At 64.6% G+C, this 14,446-nt stretch carries 11 protein-coding genes; 10 read left to right on the top strand and 1 reads right to left on the bottom strand.

Features of this window, described 5'->3' with window-relative positions; all coding sequences use genetic code 11:
• Positions 1 to 21: 21 nt before the first annotated feature.
• Positions 22 to 1,614, bottom strand: coding sequence for a winged helix-turn-helix domain-containing protein (locus QA642_RS26980; protein ID WP_283079563.1), 1,593 nt, complete (start codon positions 1,612 to 1,614; stop codon positions 22 to 24).
• A gap of 129 nt (positions 1,615 to 1,743) precedes the next feature.
• Between QA642_RS26980 and QA642_RS26975 the strand changes: the two genes are divergently transcribed.
• The 10 genes from QA642_RS26975 (at position 1,744) to QA642_RS26930 (ending at position 14,382) form a co-directional block, all read left to right on the top strand.
• The gene (locus QA642_RS26975; protein WP_283079562.1) at positions 1,744 to 2,943 is read left to right on the top strand and encodes an ABC transporter substrate-binding protein; all 1,200 of its coding nucleotides are present in this window, start codon (positions 1,744 to 1,746) and stop codon (positions 2,941 to 2,943) included.
• A 45-nt stretch (positions 2,944 to 2,988) separates the two neighbouring features.
• The gene (locus QA642_RS26970; RefSeq protein ID WP_283079561.1) at positions 2,989 to 4,188 is read left to right on the top strand and encodes an FAD-dependent monooxygenase; all 1,200 of its coding nucleotides are present in this window, start codon (positions 2,989 to 2,991) and stop codon (positions 4,186 to 4,188) included.
• 147 nt (positions 4,189 to 4,335) lie between these two features.
• The gene (locus QA642_RS26965) at positions 4,336 to 4,788 is read left to right on the top strand and encodes an ester cyclase (protein ID WP_283079560.1); all 453 of its coding nucleotides are present in this window, start codon (positions 4,336 to 4,338) and stop codon (positions 4,786 to 4,788) included.
• A gap of 158 nt (positions 4,789 to 4,946) precedes the next feature.
• Entirely contained in the window at positions 4,947 to 6,038 is a 1,092-nt protein-coding gene (ada, locus tag QA642_RS26960; RefSeq protein WP_283079559.1) for a bifunctional DNA-binding transcriptional regulator/O6-methylguanine-DNA methyltransferase Ada, read from the top strand.
• Between the two features lie 535 nt (positions 6,039 to 6,573).
• On the top strand, positions 6,574 to 6,933 hold the full coding sequence (locus QA642_RS26955) for a hypothetical protein (RefSeq protein WP_283079558.1): 360 nt from the start codon (positions 6,574 to 6,576) through the stop codon (positions 6,931 to 6,933).
• 100 nt (positions 6,934 to 7,033) lie between these two features.
• Positions 7,034 to 7,441: a FixH family protein gene (locus QA642_RS26950; protein WP_283079557.1), complete on the top strand. Its 408-nt coding sequence runs from the start codon at positions 7,034 to 7,036 to the stop codon at positions 7,439 to 7,441.
• Entirely contained in the window at positions 7,438 to 8,895 is a 1,458-nt protein-coding gene (locus QA642_RS26945; protein ID WP_283079556.1) for an efflux RND transporter periplasmic adaptor subunit, read from the top strand. The genes QA642_RS26950 and QA642_RS26945 overlap by 4 nt, the downstream gene beginning before the upstream one ends.
• Positions 8,892 to 12,083 (top strand): CusA/CzcA family heavy metal efflux RND transporter, encoded by a 3,192-nt coding sequence (locus tag QA642_RS26940; protein ID WP_283079555.1) that lies wholly within the window; start codon positions 8,892 to 8,894, stop codon positions 12,081 to 12,083. The genes QA642_RS26945 and QA642_RS26940 overlap by 4 nt, the downstream gene beginning before the upstream one ends.
• Positions 12,084 to 12,237: 154 nt before the next feature.
• Positions 12,238 to 12,456 carry a hypothetical protein gene (locus QA642_RS26935; protein ID WP_283079554.1) on the top strand — a complete coding sequence of 73 codons (219 nt, stop codon included), beginning with the start codon at positions 12,238 to 12,240 and terminating at the stop codon, positions 12,454 to 12,456.
• Between the two features lie 303 nt (positions 12,457 to 12,759).
• Positions 12,760 to 14,382, top strand: coding sequence for an ABC-F family ATP-binding cassette domain-containing protein (locus QA642_RS26930; protein WP_283079553.1), 1,623 nt, complete (start codon positions 12,760 to 12,762; stop codon positions 14,380 to 14,382).
• The last annotated feature ends 64 nt before the right edge of the window (positions 14,383 to 14,446 follow it).

The raw sequence follows: 14,446 nt of genomic DNA, 5'->3' as shown, positions 1-14,446 counted from the left end.
GATCCTGTCGCGCGCTTCGGGTCATCCCTCCGGCACGCCGGCGAGGCGCAAGCCTTCGAAGTAGCGTTGGCGCCGGGCGAGATAGACCGGATTGTCACCCTTGGCGTTGATGCGGTAGCGGCGGATCGTGAAGCCGGGATCGAGGGCAAGTCCCGCTTCGGCGATCGATCGCGCCTCGTTCAATTCGCCCACCAGCGCCAGGGCGGTCGCAAAGTGGAAGTGCGAGAGCGCGTGATTGCGGTTGAGTTCGAGGCTGCGGCGAAACCAGCCGATGGCTTCATGGTCTTGCTTGATACCCAGCTTGGCCAGCCCGACAAACATGTACCACAGAAAGGCACGCGTATCGCGCGGGGACAGCCGAAGCGCCTCCTGAATGTGACCCTCGACTTCCTCGCAACGGGCGGACTGATATTTGCCGAGGCCGATGAACCCGTGGGCATCGGCCAGATTCCGGTCGAGCGCCAGAGATCTGCGGCATTGGGCGATGCCGTTCTCGATACGGTTCGTCTGAATCTGCACGGCGCCGAGCAGCATGTGGGCTCTGGGGTGATCGGGGGCATGGAGCAACACGCCGTTCAAGGCCGTCTCCGCAGCTTGAAAATGAGTGTTGACGTCGTCGGCCATGAACGCCGATCCCACGGACACCTCGACCTGGGCCGCAGCGACCGCTGCTTCGATGTTGCCGGAATCGAGCGCCAGGGATCGCGCGAAGAAATCCCTCGCCTGCGTCAGGAGCGTGCGAGTGACGCCTCTGTTCTGGAGCGCTCGGCCCTGGAAATACAGATCCATCGCGTCCGGACGGGGCGATCGTTCCGCGCGTCGCGCTTCGGCGGCAATGAGCTCGGCATTCAAGGTGTTGGCGAGGCGCGAGACGATCTCGTCCTGCATGTCCAGCAGTTCGGCCGCGGGCTTGTCGAAGCGGTCGGCCCAGACATGGCTTCCGGTCTCGGTGTCGGTCAGCTGCGCATTCAGCCGAAAGCGGTTGCCGCCGCGTTGCACCGAGCCTTCCAGCACGTAGCGCACGTTGAGATCGCGGCCGATTTGCCTGGCGTCGACGGCCTTTCCCTTGAAGGTGAACGCGGTGTTGCGGCCGATCACGAACGAGCCGGCGATGCGCGACAAGTCCGTCGTCAGGCTTTCGGTCACACCATCGACGAAATAGTCCTGCGCGGGATCGCCGCCGATGTTGGCGAAAGGCAGAACGACGATCGACAAATGCGGCATCGAAGCCGCCGGCGGCTCTGCGGTATCGGATGGCCGCGGTGTGTCGCCGGAAACGACGGTGGCATCGATTGGCTTTTCATCGACGACCAGCATGTAGCCGCGGCGAGGCATCGTCTTCAGAGCCGAGCGGCCGGCGTCTCCCAAAGCGCGCCGGACGTCGCCGATCGCCTGGACGAGAGAATCCTCCGTGACCTCGCAGTCCGACCAGACCTCGTCCATGATTTCGTCCTTGCTGATCAGTTGCCCAGGCCGTGTCGCAAGCAGCCGCAGCACCGCCCAGGCGCGTGGCCGCAAGGGGACGATGTCGCCGCGTCCGTCGCGCAAGGTTTCACGGGCCAGATCCACCATCCGGTCGCCGACGAGGATCGGGGGCTGCGACGATCTCAACAAGAACGCCTCGTGGAACTTGCTTTCGGAAAATTTCGGCGGAGTTTCGGGACGCTCGGACGATTGTACAGCATTATGTTGCAGCTCGGGGTGGCAAAACGCCGCCCTCACGGCCGTCAGTACGAGGTACCCATGATCCGGCCTCTGATCCTTGCTGCGTTAAGCTTCTCGATCGTCGGCCTTTCCCCCGTCACGGCGGCCGACAAGAAATACGGCCCCGGCGTCAGCGACACCGAGATCAGGATCGGGCAGACCGCTCCCTACAGCGGCCCGCTCTCGTCGCTGAGCCGATTCGGCCGGATCGAAGCCGCCTATCTCAACATGATCAACGCGGCTGGCGGGATCAACGGCCGCAACGTAACGCTCGTTTCGCTCGACGACGCCTTTTCGCCGACCAAGACGGTGCAGCAGACGCGAAAGCTCGTCGAGGACGACAATGTGCTCGCGATCGTTGGATCGATCGGCACGCCGACCAATCTCGCCGTGACGAAATATCTCAACAGCAAGCAGGTTCCGCAGATATTGGTGCTCGCCAGCACTCCGAAGCTCGACGATCCCGAGAACCTGCCGTGGACGACCACGTTCATGATGCCACAGCCGGTCGAGACCAGGATCTATGCCGACTATTTGCTGAAGACCAAGCCTGACGCGAAGGTCGCCGTGATCTATCAGAACGACGATCTCGGGAAAGGCAATTTGGCTGGCTTCAAGGCTGCCCTGGGATCGAGAGCCTCGACCATGGTGGTGGCAGAGGCGGCCTACGACATCATGGAGCCCACGGTCGATTCACAAGTGGTGGTCCTCAAGGCGTCCGGCGCCGATACCTTGTTCCATGCCTCCAATGCACGCTTCGCCGCGCAAGCGATCCGCAAGGCGCATGAGCTCAACTGGAAGGTCCAGCATGTGCTGCTGTCTGGCGTCAGCAGCATTTCGGCCGTCCTGCGTCCGGCCGGACTTACAGCATCGACGGGGGCGGTCAGCGCGTTCTGGCTGAAGACGTCAGAGGATCCCATGTGGGATGACGATGCCGGCATGCGGGAGTTTCGGGCCTTCATGAAGCAGTGGGCACCGAACGACGACATCGAGGAATCGATCTTCCCGTATGCGACCGCTCAAATGATCGTCGAGATCCTGAAAAGGTGCGGCGACGACCTGTCGCGGGAAAATCTCATCAGGCAGGCCACCAGCATCCAAGGGCTCCAACTACCGACATTTCTGCCCGGCCTGACCATCAACGTCACGCCGTCGAGCCGGATCGGCTGGACAAAGGCCAGGATGGCGCGTTTCAACGGCACCCGATGGGTGCTGCTGGATGATTTCGTCGGCAACTGACCACAGATCGAATCCTGAAATGACACTGTTCGACGGGATCCGGCCATGACCGGCCGGCTGAATGTCGCGATTGTCGGCGCGGGGATCGGCGGATTGTGTGCGGCGCTCACGCTGAGCGCGCGGGGCCTGAACGTCACCGTCTTCGAGGGAGCGGAGTCGCCGCGTGAGGCCGGGGCAGGGCTCTCCATCCCTCCGAACGCGCTGGCCTTGCTCAAGCGTACCTCGCTTTGCGAGGCGATCGAGCAGATCACCACGAGGAGCCAGGGGCTGACGCTGCGAACGTCGCAGGGACAGCCCGTGTCGAGGCCGGGTGCGCCCATGGCGCTGAGCTATCAGATTCACCGCGTCGAGCTGCTCGAAATGCTGCTCGGTGCGGTCAAAGGACCGGTCCGGTTCGGACATCGTTGCATGGCCGTCGCTGACACCGAGCGCGGAGCGCGATTGACGTTTGCCAATGGCGTGGTCTGCGATGCGGACGTGGTCATCGGTGCTGACGGCATTCATTCGGTGGTCCAGCGGCAGGTCGGCCTCGTGGCGCGCCCGACCAGCGAAGGCGTCGTGGCGTATCGCGGCCTGGTGCCAGCGGAAAAACTCGCGTCGGGCCTGGAGCTGCGAGGCCTCAACATGTGGATGGGGGATGGTCGCAGCTTCATCTGCTTTCCAGTGTCGCAAGGGCGATTGATCAACATCGTCGCGTTCGTCCCGAGCATGCGTGACATGGAGGAGACCTGGTTTGCGCCGGGCGATGTCAGGGCGCTCGCGGGTGAGTACGAGGGCTGGGATGCGCCGGTCCAGGACCTGATCACGGCGCTCGATCACACCTTTCGCTGGGGCATCTACGATCGGCCGCAATTGCCGTATTGGTCGCGCGGGCATGTCACGCTGCTCGGTGACGCCGCCCATCCGATGGTGCCGCATTTCGGCCAAGGCGCGGGACAAGCCATCGAGGACGGCTTCGCACTTGCCGTCCTGCTGGAGCACGCCGGACGCGGCGAGATCCCGGCGCGACTGAAGGCTTACCAGGATCTGAGGCTGGAGCGGACCAGCCGCGCGCAGGCAGCCTCACGCCTTGCCGGCCGATTCTACCGATCCGCCGGCGGCGATCCCGCGGAGCAGGCGCAGAGGATGCGCAGCTGGATGTCGGCCGCGGAGTGGATCTTTCCCTACGACGCGGAGAAGGCTGCTTTGGCCGTCATTCGGGGAACCGCAAGCGCAGCCTGCGCCTCGTGGCCTCGCTCAAGCTGATGCTGCGGGCTTGATCGAGCATTTCTCCAATTTCAGGACAAGAACCGGAGTTTGATGCACGGAGGCGAGGCCTAGACATTGCGGCGATCGCCAGTCGATCCATGAGTCCTGCAAATCATGAGTCCTGCAAATGAAGGGTGTTTTTCGATGAGCAAGCTAGATGATAACAAGGCCGTCGTTGGCCGTTGGTTCACCGAGTTCTGGGGCGAGTCCGTCAATCTCGGCGTCATCGACGAGATCGCGGCTCCCGACATGCTGCTCAAATATTCGCTGCATGAGCCGAGGCGTGGCCGCGCCGACATCAAGGCGTTCATGACCGACTTCCGCGCCGCGTTCCCCGATCTCAACTTCTGGGGCACCGCGGAGCTGATCGCCGAGGGCGACTATGTCGTCGGTCAATGGGAGGGCGGTGGTACCCACACCGGCCCGGCCTTCAACGATTTCCTCGTCGGCGGCCTTCCGGCTGCGACCGGCCGCAAGATGCGCTTCACGGGTACCACGGTGCTCAAGGTCATCGACGGCAAGATCGTCGAGGAGATCGGTCTCGATGACGGCGTCACCGCACTGACCCAGCTCGGGTTGCTCAAGGCGGCGGCCTGATCGGAGCGCTTCCGCACCATCGGCAGACCCGATGTCGTTGAACGAGGCTCGCACGTTGTGCGGGCCTCGTCTGCTCTTACGCGCCGGGCGCATATGATGTCTTTCACATCGTCGGAAATCGGGTGGCGACGTCTCCGGTATCGTGGAAACTAAAGCCGATGACCGCAGCGCCCGTTCAGTTCCGAAAGCAGTCGCCCGTACTGGTCGCGGATGATCCGCGATGGGCCCGCGTCCTTGCGCGAGACAAGGCCGCAGATGGTCATTTCTGGTATTCGGTTTCGACGACGGCGGTCTATTGCCGGCCGTCCTGCCCCTCGCGCGCGGCGAACCCTGAGAATGTCCAGCTTCACGACAGCCTGGCGGATGCCAAGGCGACCGGATTTCGGCCGTGCAGGCGTTGCAATCCGGACGGGCCTTCGGTCGAAGCCGGGAATGCCGCGCTGGTCGCCAGGGTTTGCCGCATCATCGAGACGAGCGAGGAGGAGCCGTCGCTGGAGGATCTCGCGGCGGCAGCCGGCTTGAGCTCTGGTTATTTTCATCGAATCTTCAAGGCCGCCACCGGACTGACCCCGAAGACCTACGCCGCTGAATTCCGCGCCCGGAAGTTTCGTGACGGTCTGGTGTCGTGCAATTCCGTCACCGAGGCGATGTACGACGCCGGCTTCAATTCGAGCGGGAGGTTCTACGAAAAGTCGACGGGGATACTCGGCATGACGCCGTCGCAATATCGCGCCGGAGGGGCGAACGAGGAGATCAGGTTCGCGGTCGGCCAGAGTTCTCTCGGGCCTATCCTGGTCGCGTCGAGCAGGAAGGGCGTCGTTGCGATTCTTCTTGGTCATGACGCGGAGGAGCTGGTCCGCGATCTCCAAGATCGCTTCCCCAAGGCGCGCCTGATCGGCGCCGACCGGGACTATGAGGCGATGGTCGCGCGCGTGGTCGGCCTCGTGGAAGCGCCGGAGATCGGTCTCGATCTGCCGCTCGACATCCGGGGCACCGCGTTCCAGCAGCGAGTTTGGCAGGCGCTTCGGGAGATTCCTGCAGGTGGCACGCTCTGTTATGCGGAGCTCGCACGGCGGATCGGGGCGTCCAACGCTGTGCGGGCCGTTGCCGGCGCCTGTGCAGCCAACAAGATCGCGGTTGCCATTCCGTGCCACCGCGTGATCCGCAACGACGGGTCGACCTCCGGATATGCCTGGGGCGTGGAGCGCAAGCAGGCCCTGCTCGACAGGGAAGCCTCGCGCGCCAGCTGAACCTGCCGCGCGGCCAGAGCTTTTCTCAATTTGAAAGCAAGCATCGGAGTTTGAGCAGGAGCGCGTGCGCGTAGCGTCGATCATGAGGACAGATAAGGAGCGACACCATGAACCTCATGACATCCAGCAAAGGAGTCGAGGACCGATGTCGCTGAGAGATTTCAATGCGATTGCGGCCGCGCGGGGCGATGGCCTGGATCCGAAGCTGCGCGAGCTGCTCGAGCGATCTGCCGTGTCACCACATTCCGAGTTGGTCGTGCGGCCTGATGGGATGCTCCAGTCGGGCCCCAATCCGGGATGCGGGGAGTTGGAGAGAATGTCGGCGGTTGTGGCCACGCTCCAGCAGCACCTCGCTACCCGCGCGAGGTGAGGGCGAGTTCGGGGTGCAGATCAGGTCATCCGGGACCGTGCACTTGCGGAAACCCGCGCCCACGGCCTGCCGTGGAAATAAATTGCCGACATCCCCCCTCGAATCTGGCGCAATCGTGATGGCCGGACGATTTGCACGGTTGCTGTTGCTGTGAGAAAAGGGGCTATGCATCCGAGGAAGGTCTTCAACTGGCTGATCGCATTCGCCGTGGCGGCAGGGCTCCTTGTGGCGCCCCTGTCGGTGCCGGCGATGGCCGCATCGCAGATGGCGGCCGTCGCCGACGAGATGCAGGCGATGGCGGACGATATGCCGTGCTGCGCCGACCAGCAGGACCAGAAGGCGAAGGACTGCGGGTCCTGTCCCTTCGTCGCCCTTTGCATGCTGACGATCACCATGCCGCCTCGCGAAGGCGGCGCACAGGTCGATCGCATGGTCTCGCGAGGCACTTTCGCTCTGCCCGACGATCTGCTGATCGATGGGCTCGGCGAACATCCTCCGGATCACCCACCTCGAACCAACGTCTGACCGGCGCCCCTGCGCCGGAGTCTTGACGCGCGGCCGTTGAGGACGCGCGTCGAAGCTCGCCGCTTCGGCGGTCCATCAGACGTTTCGAGGACATGACATCATGAAGACTACCACTGCTGCGCGTGCGTTTGCCGCCGCGCTGCTCGGCCTCACCATCATGGGAGCGCCGCAGCTCGCCTTTGCCAACATCAAGGACTACGAATTCCAGCTCGTTGAGCCGTCCGTCCAGGCCGGCGCCGACAGGATCGTCACGGTCAGGCTGGTGAACAAGACGACGGGGAAGGCGGTGCCGGACGCCGTCATCTTCGCCTCCCGCCTCGACATGGCGCCGGACGGCATGCAGGAGATGGCCACCAAGGTGACCGCCATGCCGGGCACGGAGCCGGGGATGTACCGCTTCAAGGCCACCTTTGGCATGGCGGGTCGCTGGCAGCTCTCGCTTGGCGCCAAGGTGCAGGGCGAGACCGGCACGGTCGAAAGCAAACTCGTCGTCACGGCGCAGAAATGAACCGTGCCATCGCGACGGGCGCGGCCGCTGCGATTTGCGCAGCGGCCGGCGCCGCCTTTCTCGTCGGCGGAATGCCGCGAGGGGGCTCGTTCGCCGCCCAGCCAGTCGTATCAGCCGCGGCAGCCGCCGAGCGCGGCGAGCCGATCTATTACCAGGATCCGGACGGGAAACCATTCTACTCGCTCACGCCGAAGACGACGGCCGACGGCCGCGCCTGGCGCGCTGTGCCGGCGGGAGCGGACGTCAGCTTCGACGATCCCGAGGACGCGCCGGCGGAAACCGGGGCTGCCGACGCGAAGGCCGACCGGAAGATCAAATACTACCGCAACCCGATGGGGCTGCCAGACACCTCGCCTGTGTCGAAGAAAGACTCCATGGGGATGGACTACATCCCAGTCTACGAGGGTGAGGACAGCGACGACGGCAGCATCAAACTGTCGCCGGGCAAGATCCAGCGTACCGGTGTCAGGTCCGAGCCGGCCGAACGCCGCGCCATTAGCGTGACCGTGAAGGCGCCGGGCACGATCCAGCTCGACGAGCGCCGCGTCTCGGTGATCGCGATGCGCGCCGAAAGCTTCGTGCAGAAGGTCGCCGACGTCACCACCGGCACGCGCGTGAAGGCCGGTCAGCCGCTGATGGAGATCTACAGCTCCGCGATCGCATCCGCGGCGGCGGACTATCTCGCGACCATCAGCTCGAAGACGATCGGCAGCAACGAGGTCTACGGCCGCGGTTCGCGCCAGCGGCTCGTCAACCTCGCCGTTCCGGAAGGCGTGCTCGCGGCGATGGAGAGCTCGCGCATCGCGCCCGTTACGGTGCAGTGGTCGGCGCCGCGCGACGGCTTCGTGCTCGAGCGCAATGCCATCGAAGGCATGCGCGCCAATCCCGGCGACGTCTTGTTCCGCATCGCTGACATATCGCTGGTCTGGGCGCTGGTCGATGTCGCCGAGCGCGACCTCGGCAATATCGCGCTGGGCCAGAGCGTCACCATCCGTGCCCGCGGTTTTCCGGGCCGCAGCTTCACGGGCGTCATTGCCGTGATCTATCCGCAGGTGAACCGCGAGACGCGCACCGCGCGCGTCCGCGTCGAACTTGCCAATCCCGATCTGGCGCTACTGCCGGACATGTATGTCGATGCCGAAATCGACACGGGCGGTTCCGCCGCCGTGCTCGCCGTTCCCGACAGCTCCGTGCTCGACACCGGCAGCCGGCAGGCGGTCCTGATCGATAGGGGCGACGGCCGCTACGAGCCGCGGCAAGTGAAGCTCGGCCGCCGTGGTGCCGGCTACGTCGAGATCAGGGACGGCCTTGCGGAAGGCGACGCGGTCGTGACCTCCGCCAACTTCCTGATCGATGCCGAAAGCAACTTGAAAGCGGCTTTGAAGGGTTTTGCCGAGGCTCAGGGGGCGCAATCGACCGAGCCGGCGGCCGGCGGCATGGGAGCGCGCCCATGATCGCCCGCATCATCGCCTGGTCGGCGCGCAACCTGCTGCTGGTGCTGTTCGGCACGGGCTTCGCGGCTGCGGCCGGACTCTACGCGCTGGTCCACCTGCCGCTCGATGCCATTCCGGACCTCTCCGACACACAGGTGATCGTCTACACCGAATATCCGGGGCAGGCGCCGCAGGTGATCGAAGATCAGGTCACATATCCGCTCGCGACCGCGATGCTGACGGTCCCGAAATCCAAGGTCGTCCGCGGCTTCTCCTTCTTCGGGGTCTCGTTCGTCTACGTGATCTTCGAGGACGGCACCGACATCTACTGGGCGCGCTCGCGGGTGCTCGAGTTCCTGAACGGCGCGGCGTCGCGGCTGCCGGCAGGCGTGACCCCCGGCATCGGTCCGGATGCGACCGGCGTGGGATGGGTCTACCAATACGCGGTGATCTCCAAGGAGCTCAATCTCGCCGACACGCGGACCATTCAGGACTGGAATCTCAAATTCGCGCTCGCCAAGGCGGAGGGCGTCGCGGAGGTGGCGAGCGTCGGCGGTTTCGTGAAGCAGTACAACGTCGTTCTCGATGCGCAGCGGATGCGCGACCTTGGCATCACCATGCAGAAGGTGCGGGATGCGATCCGCGCCAGCAATGCCGACGTCGGCGGGCGGACCGTCGAGCTGTCCGAGTTCGAATACGTGATCAGGGGGCGCGGCTATCTCAAAAGCATCGACGATCTCGGCAACATCGTCCTGAAGACGGACAAGGGCACGCCAGTGCTGTTGCGGGACGTCTCGCGGGTCGAGCTGGGCCCCGACGAGCGGCGCGGCATCACCGAGCTGAACGGCGAGGGAGAGGTCGCCAGCGGCATCGTGCTCCAACGCTTCGGCATGAATGCGCTCGACGTCATCGAGAACGTCAAGAAGCGGTTCAAGGAGATCGCGACCAGCCTGCCGAAGTCGGTCGAGATCGTTCCGGTCTACGACCGGTCGAACCTGATCTACGCGGCCATCGACACGCTCAAGCACACGTTGGTCGAGGAAAGTCTCGTCGTCGCGCTGGTGTGCGTCGTGTTCCTGCTGCATGTCCGCAGCGCGCTCGTCGCCATCCTGATGCTGCCGGTCGGCGTGCTGATGGCGTTCGGGGCGATGAAGCTGCTCGGGATCGGCTCCAACATCATGAGCCTCGGCGGCATCGCCATCGCGATCGGTGCCATGGTGGACGCGGCGATCGTGATGATCGAGAACGCCCACAAGCACCTCGAACGCGCGGGGCCGGGCAAGTCTCGCATCGCCATCCTGATCGAGGCGGCTTCGGAAGTCGGGCCGGCACTGTTCTTCAGCCTGCTGATCATCACTGTTTCGTTCATGCCGATCTTCACGCTGGAATCGCAGGAAGGGCGGCTGTTCAGCCCGCTTGCCTTCACCAAGACCTTCGCCATGGCGGCCGCCGCGCTGCTCTCGGTGACCCTGGTGCCGGCGCTGATGGTGATCTTCGTGCGGGGGCGGATCGTTCCGGAGCACCGAAACCCGATCAACCGCGTCCTGATTTGGATCTATCGCCCCGTCATCAAGGGCGTGCTGCGGGCGAAAACACTCGTCGTGCTGCTCGCCATTGCGGCGCTCGCGGTGACGATCTGGCCCGCGCGCCAGCTCGGCACCGAATTCATGCCTAATCTCAACGAGGGCACGTTGCTCTACATGCCGACGACGCTGCCGGGCATCTCGGTCACCAAGGCGGCCGAGCTGATACAGACGCAGAACCGGATCATCAAGTCGTTTCCGGAAGTGGCGTCGGTCTATGGCAAGGCCGGCCGCGCCGCGACGTCGACCGATCCGGCGCCGACCGAGATGTTCGAGACCGTGGTCAATCTCAAACCGAAGGAGCAGTGGCGGGCAGGGATCACCATCGACGGACTGATCGCCGAGATGGACAGGGCGCTGCAGTTTCCCGGCGTGTCGAACGCCTGGACGATGCCGATCAAGGCGCGCATCGACATGCTGTCGACCGGCATCCGGACGCCGGTGGGCGTCAAGGTCATCGGCACCGACCTTGTCGAGATCGACAGGCTCGCCAAACAGGTCGAGCAGGTGCTGCGGGCGGTGCCCGGGACCTCGTCCGCCTACGCGGAACGTGGCATCGGCGGCTATTACCTGGAGATCACGCCCGACCGATCGGCGCTCGCGCGCTACGGGATCATGGTCCAGGACGTTCAGGACACCATCGCCGCCGCGCTCGGCGGTCAGACCGTCACCACGACCGTCGAGGGTCGGCAGCGCTTCACCGTCAACATGCGCTACCCGCGCGATCTCAGGGACAACCCGAACAAGATCGCCGGCGACATCCTCGTTCCCATGCCGGCAGGCGGTGCCGTACCGCTCGCGGAGGTCGCCACCGTGCAGATCGCCCGCGGCCCGACGTCGATCCGGACCGAGAACGCCCAGCTCGCCACCTACGTCTACGTCGACATCCGCGATCGCGACCTCGGCGGCTACGTTGCCGACGCGCAGCACGCCGTCCAGGCCAGCATCCAATTTCCGCCGGGCTACTATCTGGTCTGGAGCGGTCAGTACGAATATCTGGAGCGGGCCGTCGCCCGTCTGAAGATCGTCGTGCCGGTGACGCTGCTGATCATCTTCCTGCTGCTGTACCTGAATTTCAGGTCGGTCACCGAGACGCTGATCGTCATGTTGTCGCTGCCATTCGCGCTGGTGGGCGGGCTCTGGCTGATGTGGTGGCTGGGGTTCAATCTCTCGGTCGCGGTTGCCGTCGGATTCATCGCGCTCGCCGGCGTCGCCGCCGAGACCGGCGTCGTGATGCTGATCTACCTCAATCACGCGCTCGCGGAGATCGAACAGCGCCGCGCCGCCGAGGCGCGGAGCGTGAGCCGGGCCGACCTGCGGGAGGCGATCATGGTCGGTGCGGTCGAACGGGTCCGGCCGAAGATGATGACGGTCGTCGCCATCATGGCGGGATTGCTGCCGATCATGTGGAGCACCGGCACCGGCTCCGAGATCATGCAGCGCATCGCCGTTCCCATGATCGGCGGGATGATCTCGTCGACCTTGCTCACTCTGATCGTGATCCCGGCGATCTTCGGGCTGGTGAAGGGCTTCCGATTGCCGCGTGAGGAGCAGGACCGGAAGTATTATCCGCCCGAAGCCCATCAGGGAGCGAGCGATCGGCTGGAGCGGTTATCCGCGAGATGATTGCTCCCCGCGCTCCGCCATGAACGGGAAAAAGTGGCATCAGCCGGAACGTTCGCGAAGATGATTGAGTTGAAAATCATGCACGTTGCGGCACGGCTGATGGCCTGACGGAAACCACTCTGCGGCGGATTCGCAGCGCAGCCGCTCGGGGATCATGATGTACAGGACTGCGATATACGATGAACTGCAGCAGGTGGAGCGCGAAGTCGTCGAAGGCGAACGGCGGCTCGCAGAGCAAGAGGCGCTCATTGTCGAGATGAAGCAGCAGAATGAGGAGACGGCCAAAGCAGAAGCCGAACTCGAACGCATGCGGACAGAGCAACGATGCCGCGATCAGGACCGGCAACGTCTCCTCTCGCTGCTGCAACCCTGAAACGATGCCCGTGATGAATTCCCGCCGCCGTCGTGGCGGCCATATCGCGCGATGATCGAGCGATCTTGATTGCAGCGCTCGACGCTGATGTTTGCTGGTGGCGACAGGGACGACGGCACGCTTCAGGGCTGAAGCGGACGCCGGGCTGGCAGTCAGCCCGGCGAGAGCGGCGCCTAGCCGCGTCGGGACCGTTTGCCGGAGGTTGGTGTCTGGCAAGCGCGAAAATCCGTACCCCGCCGGGCTTCCCCTGGGGCCCAGCATGGACTATCACGCTGCAACGCAAAAATCCCTCCAAAAGACCCCATGATCCGCCTCGACAACGTCAGCAAGCAAGCCGGCCACCAGATCCTGTTCATCGAAGCCTCCGCCGCCCTCAACAAGGGCGAGAAGATCGGCCTCGTCGGCCCCAACGGCGCCGGCAAGACCACCCTGTTCCGCATGATTGCGGGCGAGGAACTGCCCGACGAAGGGCAGGTCTCGACCGATCGCGGCATCACCATCGGCTATTTCAACCAGGACGTCGGCGAGATGAGCGGCCATAGCGCCGTGGCCGAGGTCATGAATGGCGCGGGTCCCGTCAGTGAGGTCGCAGCCGAGCTGCGCGAGCTCGAGGCCGACATGGCCGATCCTGACAAGGCCGATCAGATGGAGGAGATCATCGCGCGCTACGGCGAGGTGCAGCACCGCTTCGAGGAGCTCGACGGCTATGCGCTGGACGGCCGTGCGCGCGAAGCGCTGTCCGGTCTCGGCTTCAGTCAGGAGATGATGGACGGCGACGTCGGAAAACTCTCCGGCGGCTGGAAGATGCGCGTGGCGCTGGCGCGTATTCTCCTGATGCGTCCCGACGTCATGCTGCTCGACGAGCCGAGCAACCATCTCGACCTCGAAAGCCTGATCTGGCTGGAGAAGTTCCTGCACGATTACGAAGGCACGCTGCTGATGACCTCGCATGACCGGGAGTTCATCAATCGCGTGATCTCCAAGGTGATCGAGATCGACTCCGGCTCGCTCACCACCTACACCGGCGATTACGAGTTCTACGAGCAGCAGCGCGCGCAGAACGAGAAGCAGCAGCAGGCCCAGTTCGAGCGCCAGCAGGCGATGCTTGCCAAGGAGATCAAGTTCATCGAGCGCTTCAAGGCGCGCGCATCGCATGCCGCGCAGGTGCAGAGCCGGGTGAAGAAGCTCGACAAGATCGAGCGGGTCGAGCCGCCGCGCCGCCGCCAGAGCGTCGCCTTCGACTTCCCGCCGGCGCCGCGCTCGGGCGAGGACGTCGTCGCCTTGAAGAACGTCCACAAGGGCTATGGCGCCAGGCGCATCTATGACGGACTCGATTTCATGATCCGCCGCCGGGAGCGCTGGTGCGTGATGGGCGTCAACGGTGCCGGCAAGTCGACGCTGCTCAAGCTCGTCGCCGGTGCCAGCGAGCCGGACCAGGGCACGGTGGCGCTCGGCGGCAGCGTCAAGATGGGCTATTTCGCCCAGCATGCGATGGACCTGCTCGACGGCGAGCGCACCGTGTTCCAGTCGCTGGAAGACCAGTTTCCGACAGCGGGGCAGGGGAGCTTGCGCGCGCTCGCCGGCTGCTTCGGCTTCTCCGGCGACGACGTCGAGAAGCGTTGCCGCGTGCTGTCAGGCGGCGAGAAGGCGCGGCTCGTGATGGCCAAGATGCTGTTCGATCCGCCCAACTTCCTGGTGCTGGACGAGCCGACCAACCATCTCGACCTCGCCACCAAGGAAATGCTGATCACGGCGCTGTCGGATTTCGAGGGCACCATGCTGTTCGTCTCGCACGACCGGCATTTTCTGGCGACGCTGTCGAACCGCGTGCTGGAGCTGACGCCGGAGGGCATCCACCAGTACGGCGGCGGCTACACGGAATATGTCGCGCGGACCGGGCAGGAAGCGCCGGGGTTGCGATCGTAGTTGCTGGTCCGGAACTCGATCGGTCCGTCATCCAGCTACCCCACCGCGCAGAGCGCGGAGGGGT

The organism is Bradyrhizobium sp. CB2312 (assembly GCF_029714425.1).
Taxonomy (GTDB): domain Bacteria; phylum Pseudomonadota; class Alphaproteobacteria; order Rhizobiales; family Xanthobacteraceae; genus Bradyrhizobium.
Note: the sequence above shows the minus strand (reverse complement) of the source record. Positions and strands in the feature narration are given on the sequence as shown.